Annotated in this window: 15 protein-coding genes; 8 read left to right on the forward strand and 7 right to left on the reverse strand. The window is 71.5% G+C overall.

The window, feature by feature from the left end; all coding sequences use genetic code 11:
- Positions 1–191 precede the first annotated feature (191 nt).
- From VF584_21315 to VF584_21335, 5 genes are all read left to right on the forward strand, one after another.
- The gene (locus VF584_21315; protein ID HEX8212729.1) at positions 192–422 is read left to right on the forward strand and encodes a hypothetical protein; all 231 of its coding nucleotides are present in this window, start codon (positions 192–194) and stop codon (positions 420–422) included.
- Between the two features lie 93 nt (positions 423–515).
- Positions 516–794: a FeoA family protein gene (locus VF584_21320; GenBank protein ID HEX8212730.1), complete on the forward strand. Its 279-nt coding sequence runs from the start codon at positions 516–518 to the stop codon at positions 792–794.
- A gap of 4 nt (positions 795–798) precedes the next feature.
- Positions 799–1,023: a FeoA family protein gene (locus VF584_21325; GenBank protein HEX8212731.1), complete on the forward strand. Its 225-nt coding sequence runs from the start codon at positions 799–801 to the stop codon at positions 1,021–1,023.
- Positions 1,024–3,204: a ferrous iron transport protein B gene (feoB, locus tag VF584_21330; protein HEX8212732.1), complete on the forward strand. Its 2,181-nt coding sequence runs from the start codon at positions 1,024–1,026 to the stop codon at positions 3,202–3,204. It begins immediately after the preceding gene.
- Positions 3,205–3,682: 478 nt separating this feature from the next.
- Complete coding sequence (locus VF584_21335; GenBank protein ID HEX8212733.1) at positions 3,683–4,027, forward strand: hypothetical protein; 345 nt, start codon at positions 3,683–3,685, stop codon at positions 4,025–4,027.
- Positions 4,028–4,210: 183 nt separating this feature from the next.
- Here VF584_21335 and VF584_21340 read toward each other — a convergent pair whose 3' ends face one another.
- Positions 4,211–4,408 carry a DUF433 domain-containing protein gene (locus tag VF584_21340; GenBank protein HEX8212734.1) on the reverse strand — a complete coding sequence of 66 codons (198 nt, stop codon included), beginning with the start codon at positions 4,406–4,408 and terminating at the stop codon, positions 4,211–4,213.
- Between the two features lie 102 nt (positions 4,409–4,510).
- Between VF584_21340 and VF584_21345 the strand changes: the two genes are divergently transcribed.
- Entirely contained in the window at positions 4,511–5,335 is an 825-nt protein-coding gene (locus VF584_21345) for an alpha/beta hydrolase-fold protein (GenBank protein ID HEX8212735.1), read from the forward strand.
- Between the two features lie 4 nt (positions 5,336–5,339).
- Here the strand turns inward: VF584_21345 and hrpB are convergent, their stop codons facing one another.
- Together hrpB and VF584_21355 are read right to left on the reverse strand one after the other, a co-directional pair.
- The gene (gene hrpB / locus VF584_21350; protein ID HEX8212736.1) at positions 5,340–7,829 is read right to left on the reverse strand and encodes an ATP-dependent helicase HrpB; all 2,490 of its coding nucleotides are present in this window, start codon (positions 7,827–7,829) and stop codon (positions 5,340–5,342) included.
- Positions 7,830–7,914: 85 nt separating this feature from the next.
- The gene (locus VF584_21355; protein ID HEX8212737.1) at positions 7,915–8,133 is read right to left on the reverse strand and encodes a DUF3072 domain-containing protein; all 219 of its coding nucleotides are present in this window, start codon (positions 8,131–8,133) and stop codon (positions 7,915–7,917) included.
- A gap of 299 nt (positions 8,134–8,432) precedes the next feature.
- On the opposite strand from VF584_21355, the gene VF584_21360 reads away from it, so the two are divergent.
- The gene (locus tag VF584_21360) at positions 8,433–9,065 is read left to right on the forward strand and encodes a class I SAM-dependent methyltransferase (protein HEX8212738.1); all 633 of its coding nucleotides are present in this window, start codon (positions 8,433–8,435) and stop codon (positions 9,063–9,065) included.
- On the forward strand, positions 9,062–9,691 hold the full coding sequence (locus tag VF584_21365; GenBank protein ID HEX8212739.1) for a hypothetical protein: 630 nt from the start codon (positions 9,062–9,064) through the stop codon (positions 9,689–9,691). Before VF584_21360 ends, VF584_21365 begins: the two co-directional genes overlap by 4 nt.
- Before the next feature lie 51 nt (positions 9,692–9,742).
- On the opposite strand, the gene VF584_21370 is transcribed toward VF584_21365, so the two are convergent.
- From VF584_21370 to VF584_21385, 4 genes are all read right to left on the reverse strand, one after another.
- Positions 9,743–10,726 carry an MBL fold metallo-hydrolase gene (locus VF584_21370; GenBank protein ID HEX8212740.1) on the reverse strand — a complete coding sequence of 328 codons (984 nt, stop codon included), beginning with the start codon at positions 10,724–10,726 and terminating at the stop codon, positions 9,743–9,745.
- A 403-nt stretch (positions 10,727–11,129) separates the two neighbouring features.
- Positions 11,130–12,446, reverse strand: a complete 1,317-nt coding sequence (locus VF584_21375; protein ID HEX8212741.1) for a phospholipase D-like domain-containing protein — start codon at positions 12,444–12,446, stop codon at positions 11,130–11,132.
- A 15-nt stretch (positions 12,447–12,461) separates the two neighbouring features.
- Positions 12,462–13,718: an RDD family protein gene (locus VF584_21380; protein HEX8212742.1), complete on the reverse strand. Its 1,257-nt coding sequence runs from the start codon at positions 13,716–13,718 to the stop codon at positions 12,462–12,464.
- 81 nt (positions 13,719–13,799) lie between these two features.
- Positions 13,800–14,456, reverse strand: coding sequence for a class I SAM-dependent methyltransferase (locus VF584_21385; GenBank protein HEX8212743.1), 657 nt, complete (start codon positions 14,454–14,456; stop codon positions 13,800–13,802).
- Positions 14,457–14,468 lie beyond the last annotated feature (12 nt).

The raw sequence follows: 14,468 nt of genomic DNA on the forward strand, positions 1-14,468 counted from the left end.
GTACCGCTCGCGCGAGGCCGCCCGCACCCTGCGCCGCGAGCTGGCGATGGCGTTCCGCGAGGACGCCGTGCGCAACGGCCGCGGCGAGCTGGCGTGGGTGATCGGCGAGATCGAGGCGGAGAGCGCCTGGCTGCGGCGGCTGGTGCGGGAGCGCAACGTGATCCTTCGACTTCACCTACTACCACCCGGGGATGTCGCCCGGCTCCGGCGACCGGGAGTACATCCTCTACCGCCAGCCCGTGGGCGACGCGCGCGAGGAGATCCCGGCGCAGCTCGTCCGCCAGATCATCTACGACATCTTCCGCCGCGCGTACCGCGTCTCGTACCCCCTGGTGCACCCCGGCTTCGCGGCCATGATCGCCGAGCTGGAGGGCCGCGACATGGTCGGCCCGCACCGGCGCACGGTGGAGTGGGGGGTGTAGGCCCATCATCTTGCGTCAACCGGCGTCCACGCTGTATCTTCCACTCAGTTGAAACTGATTCTCACCTTCAGCTTCCCCGATGGAACTCAGCAGATGCTGAAGCGTATCTTTGGCCGCAGGGACAAGGCGCCGGCCGTGGCCGCGTGTGGCGGGTGTCCGCTGGCGGCGTGCGCCACCGGGTGCAAGGCCGCCGTCCTGCGCATGGACTGCGAGCACGGCGAGGCGCACCGGCTGCGCGGGATGGGGCTCTTTGAGGGCTCTATGGTCCGCGTGCTGGACTCGCGCAACGGGATGCTGCTGGAGGTGAAGGGGTGCAAGCTGGCGCTGGGGCAGTCGCTCGCGTCGTCCATCCAGGTCCTTCCGGTCGGCTGACCCGTTGGCGAGGACGCTGGCGGAGCTCGGCCCCGGTGAGCGGGGCCGCGTCACTTCGGTGGCCGGCGACGCGGATGCGACGCGGCGGCTGATGGACATGGGGCTGATCCGCGGGACCACGGTGGAGGTGGTGCGCCGCGCCCCGCTGGGAGATCCGATGGAGGTGAAGCTGCGCGGCTTCATGCTGACCCTGCGCCGCTCCGAGGCAGAGCACATCACGGTGGAGTAGATGGAAGCGATCCAAGCCGGCGGCACGCTCGCCGCACCCCCCGCACCCTCGCCCGCCCCCGCCGCGCGCGAGGGTGCGCTGCATGTGGCGCTCATCGGCAACCCCAACACGGGGAAGAGCACGCTCTTCAACGCGCTTACCGGGATGCGGCAGCGCGTGGGCAACTACTCCGGCGTCACGGTGGAGCGGGTGGAGGGGCGCTACCGCGACGCGGACGGGCACTTCGTAACCGTGCTGGACCTTCCCGGCACCTACTCGCTGAGCGCGTCGTCGCCGGACGAGGAGATCGCGCTGGGGGTGCTGCTGGGCCGCACGCCCGGCGCCGACGCGCCCGACGTGGTGGTGGTGGTGCTGGACGCGCAGAACCTGGAACGCAACCTCTTCCTCGCCACGCAGGTGCTGGAGCTGGGGCTGCCGACCGTCGTGGCGCTGAACCAGGTGGACGCGGCGACGGCGGCCGGGCTGCGCATAGACCTGGTGGAGCTCACGCTGGAGCTGGGCGCGCCCGTGGTCGCCACCGTGGCCACCCGCGGCGAAGGGCTGGACCTGCTCAAGCAGGCGGTGGCGAAGGCGCCCGGGCTCCCCCGCCCCGGGCGCCGCTTTGCACTTCCCCCCGAAGCGGCCGATGCGCTCCAGCCGGTGGAGGCCGCGCTGGTGTCGGGCGGGCTCAACCCCTCCGCGGCGGGGATGGAGGCGCTGCGCCTGCTGGCGGTGCGGCAGCCGGGGCGGCACCTGGCGGGGATCGCGGGGCTGGCGGAGGCGGTGGAGCGCGCGCACGACGAGATCGAGGCGGCGGGGCTCTCCGCGCGCAGCCTGGAGGCCGAGGTGCGCTACGCCTGGATCGCCGAGGTCGCGGACCGCGTCGTCACGCGCGCCGGCGGCGAAGAGCGCACGCTCACCGACCGCATCGACGCAGTGGCGCTGCACAGGGTGGCCGGGCCGCTGCTCTTCGTGGTGATGATGGGACTCGTCTTCCAGTCGATCTTCACCTGGGCGGAGCCGCTGATCGGAATCGTCGAGGCGCTCGTTGGAGGGCTGGGCGGCTGGGTGGCATCGATCCTCCCCCCCGGCGACCTCAACTCGCTGGTGGTGGACGGCGCGATCGCGGGGGTGGGCTCGGTGCTCGTCTTCCTCCCGCAGATCGTCATCCTCTTCCTCTTCATCGGGTTCCTGGAAGACACCGGGTACATGGCACGCGCCGCCTTCATCATGGACCGCTTCATGAGGAGCGTGGGGCTGCACGGCAGGTCGTTCATCCCGCTCCTCTCGGGCTACGCCTGCGCGGTGCCGGGGGTGATGTCCACGCGCACCATCGAGAGCCCCAAGGACCGGCTGGCCACCATCCTGGTCCTCCCGCTGATGAGCTGTTCGGCGCGCATCCCCATCTACGCGCTCCTGATCGGCACCTTCATCCCGCCGGTCGCCGTCGCGGGCGTGTTCAACCTGCAGGGGCTCACGCTGCTGGCGATGTACCTGCTGGGGACGCTGACCGCGCTGGGCGTGGCGGCGATCTTCAAGCGGACGCTGATGCGGGGCAAGGCGCGTCCCATGATCATGGAGCTGCCGCCGTACCGAATCCCCAACCCGCGCTCGCTCCTCCTGTCGGTGGGGCACCGCTCCAGCATGTTCCTGAAGCGCGCCGGCACGGTGATCCTGGCGCTCTCCATCGTCCTCTGGGCGCTGGCGACGTACCCCAAGACCGAGGCGCCGGCCGGGGCGAGCGAGCACGCGGCGCAGGAGGCACAGCTCGCCGGGAGCACGCTGGGGATGCTGGGGCACGCCATAGAGCCCGCCGTGCGGCCGCTGGGGTACGACTGGAAGATCGGCGTGGGGATCGTCTCCTCCTTTGCGGCGCGCGAGGTGTTCGTCGCCAGCATGGGCACCATCTACGGCGTGGGCGCGGCGGACGAGGGCTCCACCTCCCTGCGCGAGAAGCTGCGCGGCGAGCGGCACGCCGGCAGCGGCGCGCTGGTGTACACGCCGCTGGTGGCGGTGGGGCTGATGGTCTTCTACGTGTACGCCATGATGTGCATGAGCACCGCCGCCGTGGTCGTGCGCGAGACGGGCGGCGGGTGGGTCGGCCTGGGATGGGCCAGCTTCCAGTTCGTCTACATGCTGGCGCTGGCGTACCTTTCCGCCCTTCTGGTGTACCAGGGCGGACGGGCGCTGGGGCTCGGATGACGGAGGTGGATCATGGCGGGTGAGCTGGTTCAGTCGGCGGCGGTGGGCGTGATCGTCCTGGGCGCGGCGGGTACGCTGGCGGTGCGCGGGTGGCGCATGCTGTCCTCCGCGCGCGGCAAGCCCGGGGACGACGCGTGCGGCAGTGGTGGTGGTGGGTGTGGATGCGGGAAGTGAGGGCCCCCTCCCCCCGACCCCCTCCCCCGCCTGCGGGGGCGCAGGGCGGGTGAGGGGGGGAACCGCGGTCCGGGGAGCGCACGTTCGGTAGGGGCGCGATTTATCGCGCCCACCCTTTACCTTCCTCGACACCCGCCCTCCGCACCAATCCCGTAGGGGCAGCCCCGCGTGGCTGCCCGTGCTTGCCCCCGCGCCGGCGATGGCGGGAATGCACCGGCACCCGGCTCCTGTCAGAACTCGGCGGGCCGGGGCGTTTACGGGTGGCCTCGCAGATCCGCGCCGTCCTCAGCCTCGCCGGTCCGCCATGAAAACCTCGCGCCTCACCTCTATCCTTCTCGCCTGCATGGTAGCGGGCGCGTGCTCTCCGCTGCTCTCGGATGAGGAGCGGCTGGATGCGGTACACGTGGGCTACGTCACGCGGAGCGGCGACATGATCAGCGGTACGGGGACGGTGGAGCGGTTCGACATCGAGGGCGGCTTCTTCGCCATTCGCGGCGACGACGGCAAGGTGTACGACCCCATCAACCTGCCGCCCGGGTTCGCGCGGCACGGTGTGCGAGTGCGCTTCACGGCCAAGCTGCGGCGTGACATGGGGAGCATCCACATGGTCGGCGAGATCGTCGAGATCCAGCAGATCTCGGCGGCGTAAACGGCGGTCTCACGCGGAGGCGCGGAGACGCGGGAGAGAGGAACGGAGAAGGCCCGCGGATCGGCGTCCGCGGGCCTTGTTGTTGGTACGGTACAATGCGTCGGACCAGCGCCCGAATGAGGCAGGAAGAGAGGTTCTGATCGAACAAGAGCCTCACAGATTCGGCACGGCCATCAGCTTCCGCTAGATATCCACAGCGAATGCCAGCGAGGCGCGGATGTCGTCCGCTTCGAGATAAGGGAAGTCCGCGAGGATCTCAGCCTCCGTCATTCCGGAAGCCAGGTAGTCGAGGACGTCGTACACGGTGATTCGCATGCCGCGGATGCACGGCTTGCCCCCGCGCTTGTCGGGTTCAATGGTGATGCGCTCACGATAGTTCATGAATGGACGGTGGAGGCGAAAGCCGGTGCGGTCAAGTCGGTCGGTTGCGGTGGACGTGGGGGTGTCGTACGATGGCGCTACTTCTCAACCCAGGGATCTTCGATGATGAAACGGCTGGCCCTCGGCATCTTCCTCGTTGTGTGCGCCACGTCCGCGGCGCGCGCGCAGAGCTCGGCGCCGCTGACCATCGGCGAGACGTTCACGATCGAGTCGAGGGTGATGGGCGAGACGCGGCGCATCAACGTGTACGCGCCGCCGGGGTACGCGGAGTCGCCGGGGATGCGGCTGCCGGTGCTGTACATGCCGGATGGCGGGATGGCGGAGGACTTCCTGCACGTCGCGGGGCTGGTGCAGGTGTCGGTGGGGAACGGGACGATGCGCCCCTTTCTGCTGGTCGGCATCGAGAACACGCAGCGGCGCCGCGACATGACCGGGCCCACGGAGGTCGCGCGGGACCGGGCGATCGCGCCGCGGGTGGGGGGGTCGCAGGCGTTCCGCAGGTTCATCCGCACCGAGCTGATGCCGCAGGTGAAGAGCCGCTACCGCACCACGGACGAGACCGCCATCGTGGGGGAATCGCTCGCGGGGCTGTTCGTGGTCGAGACGCTCTTCCTCGAGCCCGACCTGTTCGACACGTACATCGCCTTCGACCCCAGCCTCTGGTGGAACGGGCGCCGGCTCGTGAGCCGCGCGGGCGAGCGGCTGCGCACGAGGGAGCTGGCGGGGAAGACGCTCTACTTCGCCAGCAGCGACGAAAAGGAGATCGCCGACGACGCGGCGATGCTGGCGGACTCGCTGCAAAAGCACCCGTCGTCCGGGCTGCGCTGGCACCACGGGCGGATGCCGGAGGAGCAGCACTCGACGATCTACCATCCCGCGGCGCTACGGGCGTTCCGCGCGCTGTTCAAGCCCGCTCCGCGCCCGTAGTGGATCAACGCGGGCGGGCGCGGCGCGTGGGGGTGGCGGCGAGGGGATCGTCGGGCCAGTAGTGCTTGGGATAGCGGCCCTTGAGGTCCTTTTTGACGTCGAAGTACGTCGTGCGCCAGAAGCTCGCCAGGTCGCGCGTCACCTGCACGGGGCGGTGAGCGGGCGATAGCAGGTGCAGCGTGAGCGGGACCCCGGCGATGCGCGGCGTCTCCGTCCAGCCGAAGACTTCCTGGAGGCGGACGGCCAGCGCCGGCGCCTCCGGATCCGAGTAGTCGACCGCGATCCGCGAGCCGCTGGGGACCTCAACGTGCGTCGGCGCCTGCTCGTCCAGGCGTCGGCGGCGGTCCCAGGGGAGCATCGACTCCAGGATCGCGGCGAGATCCATCCGGGCGAGCTGCGCGAGGGAGGCGACGCCGTGGAGGTGAGGCGCGAGCCATTCCTCCAGCCCGGCGAGGAGCCCTTCGTCGGATGCGTCCGGCCAGGACGCATCCGCGCGGCGCAGGAAGACGAGCCGCTCCTGCAGCTGGCGCGCGCCCTTGCTCCACGGCAACGCGGCCAGGCCCCGCTCGCGCAGACCATCCAGCAGGGCGGCCGTGATGCGCTCCGGGTCCGCGTCGGCCAGGTGCGACTCGCGCAGGACGAGCGCGCCCAGTCGCTCGCGGCGGCGCGCGCGCACGGCGCCGCCCTCCGCATCCCACGCGACCGACTCCTCCGTCTCGATCTGATCCGCGAAGTGGCCCTCCAGCTCCGCCAGCTCCACCGGCGCGGCGAGGAAGATGCGGCTCTCGCGCCCATGCCCCGCCAGCTCCGCGGCCACGACGTACGCGGCCTCCGCCAGCGGCTGGGGGTGGGCGAACGCCGCGCCGCGCCCGTTGCGCAGGAGGAAACGCCCTCCCCCGCCCTGCCGCCGCTGCGCGATGCGATCGGGGTACGCCAGCGCCAGGAGCATCCCCGCCGCGTCGCTGCTCCCGCCGCCCGCCCGGATGCCGGCGCCGCGCGCGAGCTGCCGCGCCTCCTCGGCGATGCGCCGCAACGCGTCGCGATCCACGCTCCACGCACCCGCGGGCGCGCGCCCGCCGCGCAGCGCCTCCACGCGCAGGCGCACGTCGGCGTCGGGGGGCGCGCCGTCGCGGGCGCGAAAGGGGTCACGGTTGGCCAGCAGCGCCGCCAGCTCGCACGCCAGCCCGCCGAGCCCCAGCTCCGCCGCGCGCAGCACCATGTGCGCGAGGCGCGGGTGCAGCCCCATCCCGCCCATGCGCCGCCCGTGCGCGGTGATGGCGCCCGCCGTGTCCAGCGCGCCGAGCTGGGCCAGGAGCTCGCGAGCCTGTGAGTACGCCGCGGCGGGAGGCGCATCGAGCCACGCCAGCTCCGCCGGATCGCGCACGCCCCACGCCGCCAGCTCCAGCGCGAGCGGCGCCAGGTCCGCTTCCATGATCTCCGGCACGCCGTGGGGCACGAGCGCCGCCTGCTCCCCCTCCGTCCACAGCCGGTAGCAGACGCCGGGGCCCACGCGCCCCGCCCGCCCCCGCCGCTGGTCCGCAGACGCGCGGGTTACGCGAACCGTCTCCAGGCGCGTCATCCCCGTGCGCGGCGCGAAGCGGGGGACGCGCATCCAGCCGCCATCGACCACCACGCGCACCCCCTCGATGGTAAGGCTCGTTTCCGCGATGGAGGTGGCGAGCACCACCTTGCGCTCGCCGGGGCGGGAGGGCTCAATGGCGGCATCCTGCGCCTCCTGCGGCAGCGTCCCGTGCAGCGGAGCCACGCGTACTCCGCGCCCAAGGCCCTCCTCCGCCAGCAGCCCCTCCACCCGTCTGATCTCCCCCGCGCCGGGGAGAAAGACGAGGAGATCGCCCTCGTGCGCGGCGAGGGCGGCGCGGACGGAGCGCGCCACGGCCGGCTCGGAGTGCCCCTCCACCGGCCGCGCGAGGTAGCGCGTCTCAACGGGAAAGCTGCGCCCTTCGCTGGTCACGATCGGCGCGCCGCCCAGGAGCTCGGCCACGGGGGCGCCGTCCAGCGTCGCGGACATCACCAGGAGCCGCAGGTCGTCGCGAAGGAGGGCGCGGCTCTGGAGGGTCAGGGCGAGCCCCAGATCGGCGTGCAGGCTGCGCTCGTGGAACTCGTCAAAGATCACGAGCCCCACCCCCTCCAGCGAAGCATCCGACTGGAGCATGCGGGTGAGGACGCCCTCGGTGACCACCTCGACGCGGGTGCGCGGGCCGGCCTGCGTGTCCATGCGCACGCGGTAGCCGACGGTGGCGCCCACGCGCTCGCCCAGCGTATGCGCCATGCGGCGGGCGGCGGCGCGCGCGGCCAGGCGGCGCGGCTCCAGCATCACTATCTTGCGGCCCGCCAGCCACGGCTCGTCCAGCAGCGCCAGGGGGACGCGCGTGGTCTTCCCGGCACCCGGGGGCGCCTGGAGCACGGCCGCGCCCGCGTCGCGGAGGGCGGCGCGCAGCGGGGGGATGACGGATTCGATGGGGAGCGCGTCCATGGGCGCCAATCTGCCGACGCGGCGCGGGCGCAGAAAGAGGAGAGGCGCGGAGGATCTCCCCCGCGCCTCTCTGATACGAGCCGGGCTACTGCCCGCGCCCGGTCTTCTCCTGGAGCTCGTCGATCTTCTTCGACGCCTCCGCCTTGGTCAACTCGTCGTCGACCTCTACCTTGGCCTCTTCGGCGAGGGTGTGGAGGTACGAGCGCTGGGCGCCCGTCATCGGCTCGTCGCCGGTGACCCAGTTGTCGGGGTCCTTGATGGTGTTGCTCTCTTCCCGCATTTCCTGCGTGGCCTTGTCCGTCATAGCCTTCACCCTCCGATTCTGGTTTCTGGCGAAAGTGCCCTTCGCTCGTCCACTTTTGCAGGAAGCGTACCAAAGAAAAGCCGAAGCAGGCCCCCTCCCCCCGGCCCCCTCCCCCGCCTGCGGGGGCGCAGGGCGGGTGAGGGGGAGAATTCGGCGCACGGCGCACGGATCTGTAGGGGCGCGATTTATCGCGCGCCCGTGCCCGGCGCCGCTCCGCGGCTGGCTACACGCACGAATCCGTAGGGGCAGACCTGCGTGTCTGCCCTCCCTTTTGCTTGCCTCGACCCGTGGGTTCATCGTTGAACTGTCCCCTGTGCTCGTCGCTGGACGTGCGGCCGTTCGCGGAGATCCGGGGGGCGCGCTACTTCCGGTGCGGGGTGTGCCTGCTGACGTTTCTCGCGCCGGAGCAGCGGCCGGACGAGGAGGCGGAGCGCGCGCACTACGGGACGCACGAGAACGATGCCGCCGATCCGCGCTACCGTGCCTTCCTGAACCGGCTCGCGGCGCCGCTGGCGGAGCGCTTGGCGCCGGGCGCGGAGGGGCTGGACTTCGGCGCTGGGCCGGCGCCCGCGCTTGCGGAGATGCTGCGCGAGCGCGGGTTCAGGGTGCGCACGTACGATCCCTTCTTCGCGCCCCACCACGAGGCCCTCCGCCACACGTACGACTTCATCGCCTGCACGGAGACGGCGGAGCACTTCTTTGAGCCCGGCGCCGAGTTCGCGCGGCTCGGCGCGATGCTGCGCCCCGGCGGGTGGCTCGGCCTGATGACGGAGATCCTGGTGGACGACAGCATGTTCGCGGGGTGGCGCTACGCGCGCGATCCTACGCACGTCTGCTTCTACCGCGCGGAAACGATGCGGTGGATCGCGGAGCACTTCGGATGGGGCCTGCACTCGCCGGCCCGGAACGTCACCCTTTTCGCAAAGCCATGAATCCGCAACCGAGCCCGCCCCCCACCCGCCCACGATCCGAAACCCGCTGGAGCGCGCGGCTCGCCGCCGAGGGACTGCTGATCGTGCTCAGCGTGGTGCTGGGGCTGGCGCTGAACGAGTGGCGGCAGAAGCAGGCGGACCGGCAGCTCGCCCGCACCGTCCTGGCGAATTTCCGCCGGGAGATCACGCAGAACCTGCGGATCCTCGAAAAGGTGCAGCCCGGCCACGCCGAGCTAGCCCGCCGCCTCGCCGCGGCCAGCGCGCGACCGCGCCCGGAGCCCAACGCCTTCGCCGTCATCATGGCCGAGATGCCCCGCGGCGGGCTCGGCGGGGAGCCGCTCCACGAGGCGGCGTGGGAGACCGCGTCGTCCACGGGCGCGCTGCGGCTGCTGGACTACGCGACGGCGTCCAGGATCTCGGAAGTGTACGTGGTGCAGCGCTTCTTCATGGAGGGAACGACGCAGCGAACCATCACCAGCCTTCTGGCCCCGGCGAACTTTGAGCCCGGCGCCAAGCAGGTGATGCTCCAGGCGCAGCACATGGCGCTCAACGAGTTCAGCACCCAGGAAGCGTACCTCATCAACGTGTACAGGCGCACGCTGAAGGCGCTACCGCCGGAGAGATGAAAAAGAGGCACGGAGATCCGCTTTCCGTGCCTCCACTGGCCAACCCGCCGTTCAGGAGCGCCTGCTGTTCAGCGCCGTCCCGATGGCCAGCCCCGCGAGCGCGACCAGCCCCAGGCCCAGGATCATCGTCACGGGATCGAGCACCGGCGGCGGCACGGAGACGACGCCCTGCTCGTCGAAGACGGCCGGCGAGCGGACGTAGCGGCCGTCCTCGGGGAGGGCGATCAGGTCGAAGTCGCGTGCGAGCGTGCGCAGCGCGTGGCGCATCTCGTCGCCGTGGAGGGGCGGGCCGTGGCCGGTGCCCACCGCGTCCGGCTCCAGCGCGGCGAGCGCCTCCACCGACCGGCGCGCGGCGGTCCAGTCCTGCGTGAAGTACGCGGGCGGGCCGTTCACCTCGGCGCGCCACTGGAGCACGGCCGTCATCGACTCCTGCTTCGTGGTCACGAACGCGTCACCCGCCAGCAGCGTGCGGTCCGAGTCGCGAAAGAGCGCCACGTGGCCCGGCGAGTGACCCGGCGACAGTATCCACCGCCACCCCGGCATCCCCGGCACCGAGCCGTCCGCCGGCAGCGGCCGCAGCCGGCGCGAGAAGTCGTAGGGGCCGCGCGGGTACAGCGGCGACATGCGCGCCATCGCCCCGCCGCCGACGGTGGGGTCGGGAGGCGGATAGGCCTCGCGGCCGTCGAGGTACGGAAGCTCCAGCGGGTGCGCGTAGATCGGCACGTCCCAGTGGTCGGCAAGGGTGTGCAGCGCCCCCACGTGGTCGAAGTGGCCATGCGTGAGGATGACGCACGCCGGCCGCGACCGCCTCCCGAACCGCAACCTGGCCGCCGACTCGATCCACGCCGCTGACCCGGGGATCCCCGCGTCGATCAGCACCCACTTGCGGTCGCCGGCGCCGGGCGGGCCGTAGAAGAAGAGGTTGGCGATCGCGGTCCGCAGCGCGGCGACGTCCTCGGTGACGGGCCAGGTGCCGTCGTCGTGCTCGGCCACCGCGCTTTCCACCAGGTCGTCGGGGAGTACGTAGGTATCCATCAGGGCTCCTGAGGTGCAGTATCGGGGAAAACGGACCGGCACGGCCCTGTCAAAGGTCGTGCCGGTGATGGCTCAGGGCCCCCTCCCCCGCTCGTCACCTCGCTGCCCCCTCCCCCAATAACTGCCTGGGGGAGGGGGCGCTTGCGTCGGCCGGCGCGGGCGGCGGGCATCGCGGGCCCTCTCCCCGCTCGTTCCTCGCTGCCCCTCTCCCAAACTGCTAGGAGAGGTGCCCACCCACGGATCTCTGCGGGGTGCGCATCCCGTGCCCGGCTCCGCTCCGCCACCTGCCTATTTACACCGCACCAGAAGCGTCGAGACCGCTTCAGCGGTCTTCCCGTCGTTCCAGCCGGGGGCTTCAGCCCCCGGCGATCCGCGCCCGGTGCCCTTCCTCCCCAACGCCCCCTCACATCTGCTCCGCGAACCTCTCCCAGAAGCTTTCCCGAAGCCGCGGGAAGGGCCCGCGGTTGCGCCAGTACTCGCGGGTGATCTCGCGGGCGCCGCGCAGATCGTCCTCGTAGGTGGCTTCGAGTTGGGCGCCGAACTCGGGGTCCAGGATGCCGATCACGCTCTCCTGGTTCAGCTCCTTGGAGCGGATGTCCATGTTCGCGGAGCCCACGATCGACCACTTTCCGTCCACCACCAGTGTCTTGGAGTGGATCATGGTGCGCTGGAACTCGAAGATGCGCACCCCCGCCTCCAGCATCTCGCGGTAGTAGGCGTGCCCCGCCCAGCGCACCACCGGCGCGTCGGTCAGGCGGCTGGGGAGAAGGAGGCGCACGTCGACCCCGGCGCGGGCGCGGTCGCACAGGATGCGGCGCGTCGCCGGGTCGGGGGCGAAGTAGGGGGAGGTGATCCAGATCCTACGCCGCGCGCAGGCGAAGGTGATGCTGAAGAGGAGGCGCAGCGGGTGCGACGCCTCCGCCGGGGAGGAGATGACGTTGATGTGGCGCGACAGCTCCTCGCCCTCATCCGGCTCGGGATCGACGTCGCGTGGATAGTAGTCGTCGCCCAGCAGGATCTCGCCGCAGGAGTCGGCCCAGAGCTGGGTGAAGGCGGACTGGAGGTTGTTGGCGAGGCAGCCGCGCACCTCCACCATCACGTCGCGCCAATGCTCCTCGTCCTCCGCGTCGCCTAGCCACTTGTCCGCCACCGCGGCGCCGCCGGTGAAGCCGATGCGGCCATCGATGATGATGGCGCGGCGGTGGTTGCGCTTGTAGAAGGAGGTCAGCTTCCCGAACTCCATCGCGTGGAACCACTGGAAGCTCCCGCCCGCCTCCTCCAGCTCCTCGATGCGGTCGCGCGGCACCTCCACGGCGCCGAACGCGTCCAGCATCAGCCGCACCTTTACGCCTGCCCGCTGCCGCTCGATCAGCGCGTCGAACATGCGGTCCGAGACGCGCCCCGGCTCCCAGATGTAGCACATGAAGTTGATGCTGCGGCGTGCCTCGCGGATCGCCTCCAGCATGGCCGGAAAGATCTCCACCCCGTTGTTCAGGAGGCGCGCCGTGCCGCCCTCTTGAAGCGGCGCGTTCATGGTGCCGGAGAGGCCCACGAGGAAGTCCTCGGAGCCGACCTCGGGAGTCTCGGTGATCTGGAACGCGGTGGGACGGCGGCCCCAGGCTGCGAAGAGCTTTGATACGGCCGTGGCGGTGGCGGCGCCGCCCACGACGGCGAGCGCGGCGACCCAGGCGGGGGTGCCGCGCGGCTCCGGCGAGCTCACGCGCCACCCCGCGGGTCAGGCGGTGGGAGGCGCCGGCGCGGGGCCAGGGCGCGCCGGCAACGGCCTGGGGCGCAGGGACGAAGGGGGTGGTGCCGCGGGTTCGGGAGCTGGGTTCCTTTCACGTATGACGACCGTCTCGGAGATCTTGTCGTGGATGGCCTGGCGGTTCCGGTCCCAGTACACCTGCGCGAAGCCCAGGAGACCGGTCACCAGCCCCGCCGCGTAGCCGCCGAAGCGTTCGAACGAGCCCCACATGGTCAGCGGCTTGCCATCCAGACGCAGGACCCGGACCCCCAGGAGCCGCTTCCCCGGCGTCTGCCCCCGCCAGAGCGCGGTGAAGGCGGTGAAGTAGAGGCCGGTCCATCCGAAGCCCAGCCCCAGGTCCTCCAGCAGGTCCTTGAGGCTCCCCAGCAGCCCCTTGTCCTCGTCGCGCTCCTCCTCCGCCTCCTCTGCCCGCCGCTCCATCCTCGCCTTTTCCGCGCGCGTCTCCTTGAGCTGCTTATCCAGGGCGGTAAGGGTGTCGGTGGCGAGCGCCGCGCCCACGCGGGACCGCAGCGAGTCCGCCGCGGCCGAGTCGCCCGCGGTGAGGGCGGCGGCGTAGCGCACCGCCAGCGTTTCGGCCGGCAGCGGCGGGGGTGCCGCCTGCGCCGGCTCGACGAGACCCTGCAGCGCCCCCTCCATCCACGGCTTCCCCGAATCCTCCTCCAGCTCCGCGAGCGCCTCGCGTATCTGGTCGTCGTCCATCCCCGATTCGCGGAAGCTCGCGATCATGTTCCGGGCGATGGGGCGCGCCTCCTCGGCGTTTTTAGCTTTTTGCAACGCTACCAGGCTGGTGGTGAAGCGCACGGCCGTGCCCACCCCCGGCTCCGCCCTGGCGGGTTTCGCGGCCGTCTTCCGCCCGCCGCCCGCCGCCGACGCCGCGGCCACCTGGGGCGCCGCGGCGGAGCGCATCATGCTGCTCCCGTACTCCTGCGCCGCGTCGAATCCGCGCTTGACCGCCAGGAAGAGGATCAGCGCGCCCGCCGCCCGCACCAGGAAGCGCGTGGAGCCTCCCGCCGCGGGGCGCGCCGCGAAGCGGAAGAATGCGTACGCCGCCGCCAGCGCGAACAGCCAGGGGCCGGCCGTCTGCACCAGGATGGTGACCAGCATGAGGTCGAGCAGGATGGCCGCGAGGCGCCGCGCCGGCCGCGCCAGCTCCATACCCAGGAGCTGCGGCGCCAGGGCGAAGTGCTCCGGGCGGATGATGTGGCGCGTCTCGGTGTTGCTGGACATCGTGGTCGCTGATGCGGGGAGGGCGGAACGAAGGCGGGTGGTACGGCGGAGAGGCGGCGTGGGATTCGCCGCCAAATCTAATCACCCCAATAGATTGATATCAACCTTCTTCGCCTCCGCCACCCACAGCCCCCACAGCGGCCCGATCTTTTTCCTCCGCGAACGCACCACCCGCAACCCCGCTTCCTCCAGCATCGCGCGGATCTCGCGCTCCGCGTAGGTGCGCACGATGGCGTGGCCCTTCAGCCGCGTCACCGCGTCCATCAGCCGCATCGTCGCGAAGTCGCGCGCCCAGTCCGCCACGATGATCCGCCCCTCCGGCCTCAGCACGCGCCGCATCTCCCGGAGCCCGGCTTGCGGGTCCGGCCAGTAGTGGAGCGACGATACCGAGACTACCGTGCCGAACGCGCCGCCCTCGAACGGAAGCGCCTCCGCCGGCGCACACACCACCGCCGCGCGCGCGCCGTCCCCGATCCTCTCCGCGGCCCTCCGCAGCATCTCCGACGATGGGTCCGCGCCCACGTACCGCTTGGGCGTCATCCCCCATCCGCGCAGCGCATCGAGCAGCACCGCCGTCCCGCACCCTACGTCGAGCAACGCGCCTGCCGGCGTCTCCGCCAGCCACGGCCGCACCAGCTCCATGCTGCCGCGCAGGTACGCAGCCCAGCGTCGTTCGTAGCGCGCCGCCTCCCTCGCGTACTCCCGCCGCACCCGCGCGGCGATGCTGTCATCCGTCAAACGAACCCTCCT

Origin of the sequence: Longimicrobium sp., assembly GCA_036389135.1 — a bacterium.
Taxonomy (GTDB): Bacteria; Gemmatimonadota; Gemmatimonadetes; order Longimicrobiales; family Longimicrobiaceae; genus Longimicrobium.

What these genes read in the sequence shown, in the direction of transcription:
- VF584_21315 (HEX8212729.1), top strand. Translation starts at nt 192, where the DNA reads ATGTCGCCCGGCTCCGGCGACCGGGAGTACATCCTCTACCGCCAGCCC.
- VF584_21320 (HEX8212730.1), top strand. Translation starts at nt 516, where the DNA reads ATGCTGAAGCGTATCTTTGGCCGCAGGGACAAGGCGCCGGCCGTGGCC.
- feoB (HEX8212732.1), top strand. Translation starts at nt 1,024, where the DNA reads ATGGAAGCGATCCAAGCCGGCGGCACGCTCGCCGCACCCCCCGCACCC.
- VF584_21335 (HEX8212733.1), top strand. Translation starts at nt 3,683, where the DNA reads ATGAAAACCTCGCGCCTCACCTCTATCCTTCTCGCCTGCATGGTAGCG.
- VF584_21340 (HEX8212734.1), bottom strand. Translation starts at nt 4,408, where the DNA reads ATGAACTATCGTGAGCGCATCACCATTGAACCCGACAAGCGCGGGGGC.
- VF584_21345 (HEX8212735.1), top strand. Translation starts at nt 4,511, where the DNA reads ATGATGAAACGGCTGGCCCTCGGCATCTTCCTCGTTGTGTGCGCCACG.
- hrpB (HEX8212736.1), bottom strand. Translation starts at nt 7,829, where the DNA reads ATGGACGCGCTCCCCATCGAATCCGTCATCCCCCCGCTGCGCGCCGCC.
- VF584_21355 (HEX8212737.1), bottom strand. Translation starts at nt 8,133, where the DNA reads ATGACGGACAAGGCCACGCAGGAAATGCGGGAAGAGAGCAACACCATC.
- VF584_21365 (HEX8212739.1), top strand. Translation starts at nt 9,062, where the DNA reads ATGAATCCGCAACCGAGCCCGCCCCCCACCCGCCCACGATCCGAAACC.
- VF584_21370 (HEX8212740.1), bottom strand. Translation starts at nt 10,726, where the DNA reads ATGGATACCTACGTACTCCCCGACGACCTGGTGGAAAGCGCGGTGGCC.
- VF584_21380 (HEX8212742.1), bottom strand. Translation starts at nt 13,718, where the DNA reads ATGTCCAGCAACACCGAGACGCGCCACATCATCCGCCCGGAGCACTTC.